At 38.6% G+C, this 12,985-nt stretch carries 11 protein-coding genes; 8 read left to right on the top strand and 3 right to left on the bottom strand.

What is annotated here, in order from left to right; translation table 11 throughout:
- Window positions 1-67: 67 nt before the first annotated feature.
- The 3 genes from K364_RS0116805 to K364_RS0116795 all read left to right on the top strand — a co-directional run bounded on the left by K364_RS0116805 (window position 68) and on the right by K364_RS0116795 (window position 4,565).
- On the top strand, window positions 68-1,714 hold the full coding sequence (locus K364_RS0116805) for an amidohydrolase (RefSeq protein WP_035269994.1): 1,647 nt from the start codon (window positions 68-70) through the stop codon (window positions 1,712-1,714).
- 115 nt (window positions 1,715-1,829) lie between these two features.
- Window positions 1,830-3,293: a sodium:solute symporter family protein gene (locus K364_RS0116800; RefSeq protein ID WP_028308983.1), complete on the top strand. Its 1,464-nt coding sequence runs from the start codon at window positions 1,830-1,832 to the stop codon at window positions 3,291-3,293.
- A gap of 48 nt (window positions 3,294-3,341) precedes the next feature.
- Window positions 3,342-4,565, top strand: coding sequence for a Zn-dependent hydrolase (locus tag K364_RS0116795; protein WP_028308982.1), 1,224 nt, complete (start codon window positions 3,342-3,344; stop codon window positions 4,563-4,565).
- 585 nt (window positions 4,566-5,150) lie between these two features.
- On the opposite strand, the gene K364_RS24575 is transcribed toward K364_RS0116795, so the two are convergent.
- Together K364_RS24575 and K364_RS0116785 are read right to left on the bottom strand one after the other, a co-directional pair.
- Window positions 5,151-6,977: an amidohydrolase gene (locus K364_RS24575; protein WP_051534165.1), complete on the bottom strand. Its 1,827-nt coding sequence runs from the start codon at window positions 6,975-6,977 to the stop codon at window positions 5,151-5,153.
- 305 nt (window positions 6,978-7,282) lie between these two features.
- Window positions 7,283-8,743: a transposase gene (locus K364_RS0116785; RefSeq protein ID WP_242841735.1), complete on the bottom strand. Its 1,461-nt coding sequence runs from the start codon at window positions 8,741-8,743 to the stop codon at window positions 7,283-7,285.
- A 252-nt stretch (window positions 8,744-8,995) separates the two neighbouring features.
- Between K364_RS0116785 and K364_RS24570 the strand changes: the two genes are divergently transcribed.
- From K364_RS24570 to K364_RS0116770, 3 genes are all read left to right on the top strand, one after another.
- Window positions 8,996-9,457 (top strand): DUF3793 family protein, encoded by a 462-nt coding sequence (locus tag K364_RS24570; RefSeq protein ID WP_051534164.1) that lies wholly within the window; start codon window positions 8,996-8,998, stop codon window positions 9,455-9,457.
- 127 nt (window positions 9,458-9,584) lie between these two features.
- Complete coding sequence (locus tag K364_RS0116775) at window positions 9,585-10,040, top strand: DUF441 domain-containing protein (RefSeq protein WP_028308980.1); 456 nt, start codon at window positions 9,585-9,587, stop codon at window positions 10,038-10,040.
- A gap of 145 nt (window positions 10,041-10,185) precedes the next feature.
- Complete coding sequence (locus K364_RS0116770; RefSeq protein ID WP_028308979.1) at window positions 10,186-10,899, top strand: CvpA family protein; 714 nt, start codon at window positions 10,186-10,188, stop codon at window positions 10,897-10,899.
- 29 nt (window positions 10,900-10,928) lie between these two features.
- Here K364_RS0116770 and K364_RS0116765 read toward each other — a convergent pair whose 3' ends face one another.
- Window positions 10,929-11,144: a hypothetical protein gene (locus K364_RS0116765; RefSeq protein ID WP_028308978.1), complete on the bottom strand. Its 216-nt coding sequence runs from the start codon at window positions 11,142-11,144 to the stop codon at window positions 10,929-10,931.
- Window positions 11,145-11,360: 216 nt separating this feature from the next.
- Between K364_RS0116765 and selD the strand changes: the two genes are divergently transcribed.
- Both selD and yedF read left to right on the top strand, forming a co-directional pair.
- Entirely contained in the window at window positions 11,361-12,404 is a 1,044-nt protein-coding gene (selD, locus tag K364_RS0116755; RefSeq protein ID WP_084295990.1) for a selenide, water dikinase SelD, read from the top strand.
- Window positions 12,404-12,979 carry a sulfurtransferase-like selenium metabolism protein YedF gene (gene yedF / locus K364_RS0116750; RefSeq protein ID WP_028308976.1) on the top strand — a complete coding sequence of 192 codons (576 nt, stop codon included), beginning with the start codon at window positions 12,404-12,406 and terminating at the stop codon, window positions 12,977-12,979. The genes selD and yedF overlap by 1 nt, the downstream gene beginning before the upstream one ends.
- Window positions 12,980-12,985 lie beyond the last annotated feature (6 nt).

Raw genomic sequence — 12,985 nt, 5'->3', positions numbered from 1 at the left:
CACATTATTTGCTTAAATATAGGGCATGCATTATTTTCTAAATACCATCAATAAGGGGTGAAGCTAGATGAATAAAGTTGGTAACTTGTTTGCTCCGGACCTGGTTTTTATCAACGGAAACATTATTACCTTGGATTCTATGAAACCAACAGCGGAAGCAATCGCTGTTAAAAAAGGTAGAATTGTAAAAATAGGCAGTAATTCTCATATTACGTCACTAATACAAACTGCCACTAACGTTATAGATCTTAAGGGTAAAACCTTAATACCAGGGTTTATTGAATCACATACACACTTGATAATGTACGGCGACACTTTGTCCCAGATAAACTGTCGTACTCCTCCAAATAAATCTATTTCTAACATTCTAGAAAAAATAAAAGAAGAAACTGCAAAGAAACCCCCAGGGGAGTGGATTAAAGGGTGGGGGTATGATGATACTTTACTTGAAGAAAAGAGGCATCCTAATAGATGGGATTTGGATATGGTTTCACCTAATCACCCGGTTTATATCACACATGTATCCGGACATTTAGCTGTTGTAAATAGCTATGCCTTAAGGCTTGCGAGAATAGACAAATCAACAAGCGATCCAGTTGGAGGAATAATTTACAGAACAGAAGGTTCCCAGGAGCCTAATGGTATATTGGCTGAGCCTCCTGCTATGGATAAAGTGACTAAGCTAATGCCAAAGGCTACGGTACAAAGCCTAAAAAAGGCAATATCTATAGCAAATGATAAATACTTATCTGTTGGAGTTACAAGCATCCATGAAGCTGGGGTTGGTCTTTTTTTCGGGCGCAATGAGCTTACAGCCTACATTGAAGCTTCCATGGAAAGCATCCTTAAGCTCCATGCATATTTAATGATATATTACAGCCTTTTTGAAGAAATGATTGATAATGTTTCAGGTAATTTAGGTATTTCAACAGGTAGTGAATTTGGAAAAATTAAAATAGGTTCAATTAAAACTCTTCAGGATGGTTCCATACAAGGCATAACCGCAGCCTTGCAGCAGCCTTACTATTGTGATCCTAATTACATGGGAGGATTAATTTTAAGTCAAGATAAACTTGAACAAATAGTTGAGGCAGCATATAGTAAGGGATTTCAACTTTCAGTCCATGGTAATGGTGATGCATGTATAGAATCTATTTTACAAGCTTATGAAAAAGTTCTTGGGGAAAATAAAAAAAGCAATCACAGGTTCAGAATTGAACACTGCCAAACTGTTACCAATAAACAGCTTGATCGCATTAAAAAAATGGGAATAACCATATCTTTTTTTCCTGTCCATACTTATTATTGGGGAGATAGACATAAAAATATTTTTTTAGGTCCCGAACGTGCTGAAAGAATAGACCCACTTAAATCTGCTTTAGATAGAGGAATACTCTTTGGAATGCACAATGACTGCCCCATAACAGAAATTAATCCATTAATGTCAATATACTCTGCAGTAAACAGACTTACCAAAGATGGGCATGTTTTAGGCGAACATGAAAGAATATCTGTAGAACAGGCCTTGAAGGCCATGACTATAAACTCCGCGTATCTAGCATTTGAAGAAAACCTGAAGGGTACATTAACCCCGGGGAAGCTTGCTGACATGGTTGTTTTGGACCAAAATCCGCTAACAGTACATCCTGAAAAATTGAATCGGATTCAGGTAGAAATGACAGTTGTGGAAGGGGAGATCGTTTTTAGGAGGTGATATGTTTTAAACTAAATGAAAACACAGTTAAGGGGTTATTTTTTAGGTTTGATAGGAATTTACAATGGAAATAATTGTCATAATTAAAATTATAACCATTTTGGAGGTGTATCAAATGGCGTGGTATTTGGGGTATATTTTAGTTTATCTTGCAATACTGGTAGGGATCGCCTTTTACTATTTCACAAAAGTTAAAACTTCTGATCAGTATATAATTTCTGCTTGGAACACAAGCTTTTGGCCCTTGGTGGGAACTATTGTAAGCACATGGTGTGGGGCGGCAGTATTCATTGGATGGGTCGGCATGGGCTTTAGGGTTGGCGTGTCAGGTTTCTTTCAGTTTGCATTACCCGGTATAATTTTTTGTTTGTTATTGATTTACTTTTTTGCCAAGCCCATTAGAAGGCAAAAAATGTATACACTTCCTGATATGTTTGCAGGACGTTTCGGAAAGGAAGCTGCAATAGTACCATCAACCTTGTCAGCTTTTGTTTATTCAGTTCCAACAACTGCACTGCAACTTGTCGGCATGTCAACTATTTTCCTGTTGGCCTTTAATATTCCTGTTCCCACAGGAATACTAATTGCAACTGTCATAATGTTAACGTTTACTTTGCTGGGTGGTTTGCCTGCCACAATCATGACTGACGCCCTTCAAAGCTTTGTATTGGTATTAGGCATTATCGTATTATTTATAGGCAGCTTAATTTATGCAGGGGGTATCTCTAAAGTTTTGGCTAATACACCAATAGAGTATTTGTCACCTATTGGACCAGAAGGATTGGGAGCGGTTTTATTATTTGCCCTATCAGTAGGACCATTTTATCTTATATGGCAGTCGACTTGGCAGAGAATATATGCTGCCAAAGATGAAGATACAGCTAGAAGTGCGGGTCTTACAGGTTTTGCACTTGCAGGGGTTATAAGTATACTGCCTTATTCAATTGGAATTATGGCCAGGGGATATCTTCCAGCTGACCTAAACCCCAATTTAGTTTTCTCTACAGTAGTTTTCGAGGTTTTACCACCATATATAGGGGGAATAGTCTATATAGGCTTGATTGCAGCGCTGGTCACTGGGGGCACATCTTTTCTTATGCAAGGTGGTTCGAATTTATCTCGAGATTTTTACCAGAAGCTTCTGAATCCCTATGCTGATAACAAAAAAATGATGCGTGCCTCTCGTCTTTCAGTGCTAATCATAGGTGTAGGTGCTTTTATCGTAGCAATATATATGACCGACATTATTACCTTATATCAGTGGGCATTAAGGTTATCTGGAACTATGCTGGTATTCCCATTTTTAGCCATAATGTTTTGGAAAAGAGTTACAAAAGCCGGTTTTCTGGGCAGTATGGCTGTAGCAGGCCTTGTTACACTGACTTTCTCATACTGGGGAATAGGTGCAGGGCTGGACCCGGCAATTGCAGGTTTCCCAGCATCACTAATCAGCTTAGTTGTTATTTCCTTGTTGACAAAACACTCCAAAACTGAGCAGGTAAAGGCGATTTATTATGGTGAAGTCTTTGATACAGATATAGCAGATAGTATTGTAATGGGAAAAAATATAAAGGCATAAATACAAGATTAGTTAGGAATTTCTAAAACTATTGACGGGAGGTAGCAAATGCAAATAAATATAGCAAGACTAAAAGAAAGCATTGATGTCGTTAATAATATTGCTGTAACCGTTGATGGCGGGGTTAATAGAGTTGCCTTATCCAATGAAGATAAGCTTGCCAGGGAAATATTTAAAAAATGGATGTTGGATGAGGGCATGAATGTTAGAATTGACGATATTGGTAATATGTATGGTAGACGTACTGGAACGGATAATAATAGAGAGCCTGTATGTATAGGTTCACATTTGGACACACAGTCAAACGGAGGTAGATTTGATGGCACTTTGGGTGTTATGGCAGGGCTGGAGGTCATACGCACTCTAAATGACAATAACGTGCAAACATTATTTCCTATAGAGATAATCAACTGGACCAATGAGGAAGGGGCAAGGTTTCAACCAGCACTAATGGGAAGTGGCGTAGTTGCTGGCGCCTTTTCTAAGGACTGGGTCTACAGCAGATGCGATAAGGAAGGTAAAACCTTTACAGATGAACTTAGCAATATAGGTTATAAGGGAGCAATGTCAAATCGTTTAACTTCGGCAAAAGCCTACCTGGAAATGCATATCGAACAGGGTCCTGTTTTAGATCAGAACGGATTATCATTAGGCATTGTAAGCGGCATTTCTGGAACCTGTTGGCTGAAAGTGTCTATAACTGGTTCATCCAATCATTCTGGAACTTGCCCAATGGGTTTCCGCCAGGATGCACTGGTTACTGCTTCTAGGATTATAGTAGATATCCGTGATAAAATTAAGGAATTGAGTAATGATGCGGTAGTAACAGTTGGGGAAATGGCGGTTTTCCCTAATGTCATAAATATAATTCCAAATAAAGCACAATTTAGCATTGATATAAGATGTCCGGAAGAGAAAATACTCTTAATTCTTGAGAGTTCTATAATGGAAATTATAGAGAATGTTTGCGCGAAAGAGAATACTAATTATAAAGCAGAACGTTTTTGGTATAGTTCCCCAATCGAATTTGACATCGGGTTAATTAAGGTGCTTGAAAAATCCTGCGAAACTATGGAAATACCATTTTTTCAACTTGTTTCAGGAGCAAATCATGATGCTAAACATATGAGTAGTATTGCGCCTTCAGGAATGATATTTATAAGAAGCATTGGAGGAAAAAGCCATTGTCCTGAGGAACTTTCAACCTGGAAGGATATCGAGAAGGGGACAAATGTATTACTTCACACTGTGCTAACTTTTTCGGCAGGTTAGGTTACAAGTAATGGAAAACAATGGCAAAAAGTATAACTATCGGAATCATCCTAGGTTGTGTATAAGTTATCTTTTTACAAAGCGGTTTGATGTATGAGTATGAATACGTACTAACAGTGGGCCATATTATACAGGTGCATTGAAAGGTGGGGAATAATCTAGGCGAACCAAATAGTGGACTTGATTCAAAGGGTTTGGCTATTAGGGTAGAGGTTTCAGCAATCCTCCATTGGCACTATCAATTCCATATCGGACTTTTACCAAGTAGTAAGCACCCATGTTGGACGCAATAAAAAACTCAAAGCCTTCCCCTCCATAAACACCTTCTTAAAATTTACATACTAAAACAAGAGTACACTTAACACTTATTAGCAATTGCAGGTACGAAAGACAACTTGTAGCTTAACTATTTCAAAGAAGATATTACTGAAAGCTAAACGGCCTCGGCTCCTAGGAATTTGGGGCTTTGGCCGCTTAACTTAATCAGCTATTTTTATTCTGAACACAAATCTTTTTCTAAAGACCCTCAAACTTACTTCTTTGTCTCTATGGCTTAATCATATGGATGTAACACAACGTTTTAATTTATTTCAGCATCTTTTGACCTGGTATCCACTTTCCGTCAGCTTTGAAAACTGTAGTACCTCCTACAATTGTTTCTAGTACCTGAATATCTTTGATCAACATTGGATCCACGGTAAGAGGGTTATTTGAGAGTATAACAAAATCTGCCCATTTACCAACTTCAATAGAGCCTTTAACGTCATCTAAAAAATCCTGATAGGCGGCATATATTGTAACTGCACGTAGGGCATCCTCGGGAGTTATTCTTTGATCAACAGAACGGTATTTGCAGTTAGGGTCGTAAACTGTAGTAAAAATTTCTTGACCGTGGTAGGAAAACCTGTTTACAGCTGCCCACATCATCATCAGAGGGTTATGTGGAAGCACGGGGGTGTCACTGTGTATCGTAAAGACCATATCGCGATCGACGGCATCTTGACATGCACTCATTCTGTAAGATCTCTCTGACCCAAAATAGATATCCTTGTGTCGGTCTCCCAAATAATATGTGTGCAAAATATAAAATGATGGAATCACACCCAATTCTGCCATTCTATCTAATTGATCTTCCCTATTAAACTGAGCGTGAACAAGAATGTGGCGGAGGTCATCTGATTGCCTGTATTGTGGCTTACGTACTTCTTCATAGGCATTCAAAAGTTGGTCAATGGCGGCATCACCGTTAGTGTGAACAAATATGTTGTCAAAACCAGCTTCATGTGCATCTATGACCATTTGAGTCATCTGTTCATCCGTAAACCTCGGAAAACCAACCCAGTCGGGAGGATGTTCTCCGGTAGTATAGTATGGATCAGTAACCCAGGCTGTGCGAAGCTGTGGTGAACCGTCTGCAAAATACTTTATTCCAGTTTGAAAAATCATCCCTGTTTCATCAGATTCGGCTCTATAGGGGCCACCTGGTTCTAGACCAAGGTAACCGCAGATTTGCAAACCACCTGCAAGAGTACTCCAAACAGTGGTTCTAATATTCAGGTAGCCTTCCGCTACAGCATCTTCCAATAGTTGGAAATTAAAAAGGTTTCCTCCTGAACCATGGTTGGCCATTGTTGACCCTACTGAAGTCCACATATCACTGGCCAATCCTATACCTTTAATCCAATCTTCACGAGTTATCTCTCGTTCCCAGATGGGGTTACCGTCTGTGGCGTTAGCAACCATGTCAGCAGCCCCAAAAAACTGCCCGTTAGGCTCACCGGTATCTGGGCATCGCCCCATAACTCCCACAGCAGGATCGGGAGTATCAGCGGTGATGTCTGCTAGCTCTAAGGCGTAACTGTTTACTACAATTCCATGCCCTGAGAAGTGTGTAATTCGTATTGGATGTTCCGTTGAGGCTTGATCAAGGTCCCAACGGGTGGGATGTCTTTGGTCTGCCAAAAAATAGTCATCATAACGCACACCTATAACAGGTTCGCCTGGGGGTGTTTCATCGGCCCGTTCTGCCAAAGCAGCTATCATTTCATCAATATCAACTATGTCGCCAATTGGAGGGCTTTGAAGTTGCACATCCATAAGTAAAGATAAGCCTACTCCAATAAAATGGCTATGAGCATCAATAAATCCTGGAAGCATGGTCTTGCCCTGCAGGTTTATCATTTGAGTACCTTTTCCTGACAGTTTCATTACCTCTCCTCGGTCACCAACGGCGATTATCTTACCATTAGCATCAACTGCCACAGCTTCAGTATAACTCATGTTTTCATCAACGGTAACAATTATTCCGTTATAATAAATAGCTGCCGCTGGTGTGGAATGATGAGGTGGTGCCGCAACAATGGAAAGAGACATACCTATCATTAAACTAACTAATAAAACTAAAACCATCATAAAAAAATCTTTTTCTCAAATCTTTGACCTCCCTTTTTTTTCATCCGAACATCCATTTGTCATAATGTCAACAAAACTAATTCCTGCTTTCTATACCCCCTTACTCCACAATCCCTTTTTAGTTTAATACCACCCCCGAACTAACCCCATTTTATTCCTTGTATTATATATTTTACCACGAGGGTCGACGTGGGATTGTTTTTATTTTTAAAAGATCTTTTCGAAATATCTATTATTATGTTTCAAACTTTTTTTAATATATTTGGATTTTAATAAAATATTTGGGTTCTAATTAGTATCAGTAGTTATGCACTTCCAGGATAATAATCCCAGTTCCATAACCTTAGTGATAAAAATTTTGGCCAAAATTTATCAATAATCCTTGCAAAGCGCTCGGTTGCTATGTCAAAATAGACTTGGATCAGCTGATTGTGACAGTGGATCCGACAACCGGCGTTGAAAAAGTACCTTACCACTTCGCATAGGGATGGGGCTTGTTCGACGCCTTCTTTATTGCATTCCCAAGTAGCAAAACAAAGAAGAGTTTGCGCCGTAAACAATAGTTCCACATGTGCGAAGTGAGCTGGTTCCGATTGAGCATAACATGAAGTTAATCCTAGGTTCTGCTTAGCTGTACGATAAAAAACTTCAATTTTCCATCGTTTAGTATAGGCCTTAGCTGCTTCTTCTGGTGCATCTGCTCGATTGCTTAGCAGGAGATACGTACCTTTAAAGGTTGCCACCTGGTATTCTTCTTCTGGAAGAACCACAGTTTTCTCATCCACCTGTTCCTCATAGGTGGCCCCAATTGCAGCAACGAGTAAAAATCGTTGTCTGGTAATAGGTTTTCCTTTGCGGGTCAGTGTCTCATAAGGCACTTTGATGTAAATATCGGGAATACTAAGAACTGAGTTTTTGCCAATAACCCTAATTTTAGGATAAATCTCTTGCAGTAATTGTTTAGCATTAAGTTTGACAAAGCGCTCCTTACCTAGAACAGGGTCATAGATTTTCCTAAATAATACTGTGTTGCGTTTAGCCTTGGTAACCCAATCAAAATTGTTATCCATAAGCCAAGTTAAAAACTTCTTGCATAAAAACCAGCGGTCCATGGCAACCCATAGTCTAGCGTTGTTAAATTGACGTAGCTCTTTTAACATCTCTATAGCAAGATTGAGTTTGGTTTGTTTTTCATTATCCTGGTCTTTTTTAACCCAGAAACGCCACAACATAGGAAATTCAAGGCCGTTATTTAAGACAGCTAGAGTAGAAACAAGATTAATGCACCATACATGTCGCTTATCTGAACTATCAAAAAGCCAACAGAGAAAGGGGATTTTTTTACCATAAGGATGTTCAATTTTAGTATCGTCTAAGGCAATTATATCTCCGTCGGTCAACCGGGTCTCTGTACGTTCCTGCAGTCTAGAAATTCTACCAATAGAGAACTGAAGCCACTGAAAAGGCTTAGACAGGAACCGGCTAAATGCACTCTGCGAGATTAATTGCCCGGAAAGAAGCTGTTTTAAGAAAGGGGCATCCGCTGAAAACTTAGCATTTTGATTTGCATAGCTCGCATTACTTACCAGACCACAGATGTAGGCAAAAGCCAAAAGCCATGTTGGAACCCCGGAGTGCTTACGGATTCCTGTTTGAGTAAAGAGCAAAGAAAGATCAAACAAATCCCAGATGGTCTTAAGTACTGGAATCCCGGCACCTTGACCGTGATCCTTCTCTTTGAAAGTTGGTTTACACAGTTTTTTCATTTGCATCACCCATATCGTTAGGGTATGGTAATAATACCATCCATTTCGATTATGGGGACATTTTGCAATTGTCAAGTGTTTTTGGGATTATCTGGTTGCATTTTGAAAATATTTTTGGATTATGCTTTGGTGTTATTTTCCATCAACTGCATAAGTCCTGTTAGTATTACCATGTGGTTTTAATGTCAATTACAACAGCTTTGGGATTAATGCCTATAATATTAAACCTTAGCCTCCTTAACTAAAAAATAATTGACGCTATGGAAATTCTATAAAGATGAGATATCTAAAGGGCTTGGCCTTGAATATATTGAACTCAGGGAAAAATTTGAAAGTTTAATAGTTGTGTTTTATAAAAAAGAACTTCTTGAATGGTATCTGTCAAAGCCCAGTAGTCAAGCTTTTTTAGGTGGTTTAGGATATGAAGGTCATATGACATTAGAAGAAAAGCTTCAACTTTTGAGAGAGAGGTTCTCCTGTTCATGTCCCGATGAAGTGGGCATATTTCTTGGTTATCCCATTGAGGATATTCAGGGTTTTATTAAAAATGAAGGCAAGAACAGCCTTATGTGCAGATACTGGAAGGTGTATGCTAATCCAGATCGTGCGCAAGAGCTTTTTGAAACCTACGATAAAGCTAAAGCCAGTATTGCAAGGTCCATTATTTCAAACACAACTTTATCCGCACCAGATATAAATTACCGTCCTAATTAAATGGGCGGTTTTTGTATTATAGAAGAATGAATGTGTTTTTCTTAATGTCATGGGAGGTTTAAATAAAGGTATATTAGGACAAGGTTGGACTGCATATATTTGTAAAAAAGACTAAGGAGCGATACAATTGACTGCAGCCACACTTTTAATGCTGTTTATTCTAGTGCTAGGAATCATTGGCAGGTCAAATGTTGTTGCAGCAGCAGCAGCTATTATGCTGCTAATACATTTTACAAATTTGCAGAGGCTCTTTCCTGTTATTGAAAGGCGCGGATTGGAAATGGGCTTGCTCTTTTTGATGCTGTCAGTCCTAGTTCCCTTTGCTGCCGGAAGGGTTCCTGTAAAAGAAATATTAAAATGCTTTATTTCAGTGCCCGGTCTTATAGCCATTTTTAGTGGAGCTTTGGCAACATATATGAATGGTAAAGGCCTGGATATGCTGCAGCACGCTCCCCAACTTATGATAGGACTTGTCATTGGAGGTATTATTGGCATTGTTTTTTTTGGGGGAATACCTGTGGGCCCCCTTATGGCTGGAGGAATTGCAGCCATATTAATGCATTTCTATCAAATCTTTCGCTGAAATGGTATAATTAATAGAGTTGTTGTTCATATTAAAGATATTTGCAAATCATTAATAAGATATACCTCAAATCTTACTGATAATGCTTAGCTTTGTTAAAAATGTTAAAATAAATATAACTTACCCTATTTAAGGGGGGACGATCGTGAATTTATTTGATGTTGTAGTAGGCTTTATTGTAATTTGGGGTTCTTACAAGGGATTTAAAAATGGTCTAATTAAAAGTTTAGGTGGAATACTTGGGTGGATAGCCAGCATAATAGTGGCTTTATCCTTTAATCGTCCTTTGGCTGATTATTTGGACAAGCGGTTTGATATAGTGGCTACCTTTGGAGAGGTTATCCCATTGCCTAACTTTTCCTTTGAAGCTGAAAATATCAGCAAGGCCATTGTAAATGCTGGTGTTCAGGAAATGGCTTTGCCAGATTTTTTAAAGAAAAGCCTCATTGAAAACATTGACCAGCTGTTAATTGGTGGAAATTATTTTGATGTAAGCCTGTCTGAACTTATAGCATATGGTTTAGCCGGAATGCTTCTTAAAGGTGTAAGCTTTCTAATTTTATTTTCAGCTACAGGTATTTTAATAAAAATAGGAGTTGACTTGTTATCCGGGGTATTTGCAGTTACTCCCCTGGGACCTATTAACAAACTCTCAGGTGCTGCCCTGGGCTTCGTAATGAATGTAGTTATAGTCACAGTTATTATTGGGTTACTTTCACCTGTGGTTATTCTTTCAGCTGCACAAAATGGTACTATTGCAGCAATCATTCATTCTTCATACTCATTTCCTTATCTGTTGGAATTGTTTTTATCAATCGGGAACTATATATTTGGGCTGATTAACGTCGCCTATCTATAAAGGATGGAGCACGATTGAGCACCATTAACTTATTCTATGGACTCTAGTGCTTTTTCTATAAGCTCTATTCTTTTTTTTATCAAGGCAATTTCTTTTGCATATTCCTTATTAACATATCCTGGAACATGTTGACTGTTGGTCTTACCCAGAACATAATATCTTTCTTCTTCAACTTCTTGCAGCAGTTCCTTTTGTTCTTTTAATTTTTGATCTAGCTCTTTCTTGGATAGTTTTGAATAATCCATAATAACCTCCATGAAATTAATCTACTTACCATTAGCTTCTTTTAGTTTATCAAAACTATATTTATTTATGAAGTCTAAATATCGAGTTAAATTGTATATGTTTTTTCAATAGGCCTAGAAATGGTATCCCCTGGTAAAACTATTAGAAAACGTGTAATATAGAAGAAGTAAGATTTACCATTATAGCAAACTATTTTTTAAAAAGGGGGGTTATCCATGGATATAAGAATAAGATTGACAGAAATGGTCAGGGCAGCAGGCTGAGCAGCAAAAATTGGTCCGGAAACCTTATCAAAGATACTGCATAAACTGCCAAAAATCACGGACCCAAACCTGCTGGTCAGCGGGGAAAAAATGGATGATGCTGGTGTATACAAAATTAGTAATGACATGGCCCTGGTCCAGACACTTGATTTCTTTACACCCATGGTTGATGACCCTTATTTGTTTGGTCAGATTGCGGCAGTCAACTCATTAAATGATGTTTATGCAATGGGCGGCAGGCCGCTTACTGCCATGAATATAGTATGCTTTCCTAATTGTTTAGATGTTCAGGTGTTAGGTCATATATTAGAAGGTGGGTATTCAAAGATTCAGGAGGCTGGGGCTGTACTCCTGGGTGGTCATAGTGTTGAGGATAATGAACCCAAATATGGCCTTTCTGTTACTGGGATTATACATCCTGAACAAGTTATAACAAATGCAGGTGCGCGGCCGGGCCAGACTATTGTTCTAACCAAGCCTATTGGTACTGGCATTATAAGCACAGGGATTAAGGGTAAAGTGGCTGATGACAGGTCAATTGACGCAGCAGTTAGTGCCATGACCGCTCTTAACGATAAGGCTTCAAAAGCAATGGTAGAATGTGGTGCTGCTGCTTGTACAGATATAACTGGTTTTGGACTTCTTGGCCACATGCTTGAAATGGCTGAAGCCAGTAATGTTACAATAGAGATGGAATTATCCCTGGTACCTATCCTTCATGGGGCCCATGAGCTAGCAAAGATGGGCATAGTCCCAGCAGGGGCTAGAAGCAACTTGAAGTTTGTTGAAAACAAGGTGAAATGGCAGAAGAATGTAGATGATACATACAGGGATATTCTAGCTGATCCACAAACAGCTGGAGGGCTATTAATAGCTATTGACAGTAAAAGGGCAGTTGAGCTCATTAATCTCCTGAAAGAGTATGGTGTGGAAGGGTATATAATAGGAAGGACAGCCCAGTTTACGGGTAAAAATATTGTTGTGGAGGGAAAATAATGGATAATTTAGTAGATGCTAGGGGTTTAGCCTGTCCCGAACCAGTTATTTGCACAAAAAAAGCCCTGGAAAAGCTAGAAGCGGGAACTATTACTACCATTGTGGACAATGATGTAGCCAAAGATAATATAATTAGATTTGCCAAAAGCTTTGATTATCCGGTAGAGGTTGAGAAAAAGGATGAAAACTATCACATAAAAATTAGAAAGTCCGGTGGTTTAATCGCAGATATAGATTCAGGTAAAAATATTGCAATATTAATAACTTCAAAATTTCTTGGAAGAGGTAACGATGAATTAGGAAAAGTTTTAACAAAGAGCTTCTTTTTTACTTTAACAGAAACCTATCCACTCCCTAAGACCATTATGTTTATTAATAGTGGTATAATTCTAACTTGTGAAGGCTCTAATGTATTAGAAGAGATTATTGATTTAGAAAAAAAAGGTGTGGAGATCTTATCTTGCGGCACGTGCCTGGATTATTACCAGTTGAAGGATAGGCTTTGTGTTGGAAGTATAACCAATATGTATAGTATAGTGGAAAAAATGATAAACAATAAACTCATTAGTGTATAACAGGTG

Source organism: Desulfitibacter alkalitolerans DSM 16504 (genome assembly GCF_000620305.1).
GTDB classification, from domain to species: domain Bacteria; phylum Bacillota; class DSM-16504; order Desulfitibacterales; family Desulfitibacteraceae; genus Desulfitibacter; species Desulfitibacter alkalitolerans.
The sequence above is the reverse complement of the archived record's forward strand: the minus strand, read 5'-3'. Positions and strand labels throughout refer to the sequence as shown.

What these genes read in the sequence shown, in the direction of transcription:
- K364_RS24575 (WP_051534165.1), bottom strand. Translation starts at nt 6,977, where the DNA reads ATGATGGTTTTAGTTTTATTAGTTAGTTTAATGATAGGTATGTCTCTT.
- K364_RS0116800 (WP_028308983.1), top strand. Translation starts at nt 1,830, where the DNA reads ATGGCGTGGTATTTGGGGTATATTTTAGTTTATCTTGCAATACTGGTA.
- K364_RS0116805 (WP_035269994.1), top strand. Translation starts at nt 68, where the DNA reads ATGAATAAAGTTGGTAACTTGTTTGCTCCGGACCTGGTTTTTATCAAC.
- K364_RS0116765 (WP_028308978.1), bottom strand. Translation starts at nt 11,144, where the DNA reads ATGGATTATTCAAAACTATCCAAGAAAGAGCTAGATCAAAAATTAAAA.
- K364_RS0116785 (WP_242841735.1), bottom strand. Translation starts at nt 8,743, where the DNA reads ATGAAAAAACTGTGTAAACCAACTTTCAAAGAGAAGGATCACGGTCAA.
- yedF (WP_028308976.1), top strand. Translation starts at nt 12,404, where the DNA reads ATGGATAATTTAGTAGATGCTAGGGGTTTAGCCTGTCCCGAACCAGTT.
- K364_RS0116795 (WP_028308982.1), top strand. Translation starts at nt 3,342, where the DNA reads ATGCAAATAAATATAGCAAGACTAAAAGAAAGCATTGATGTCGTTAAT.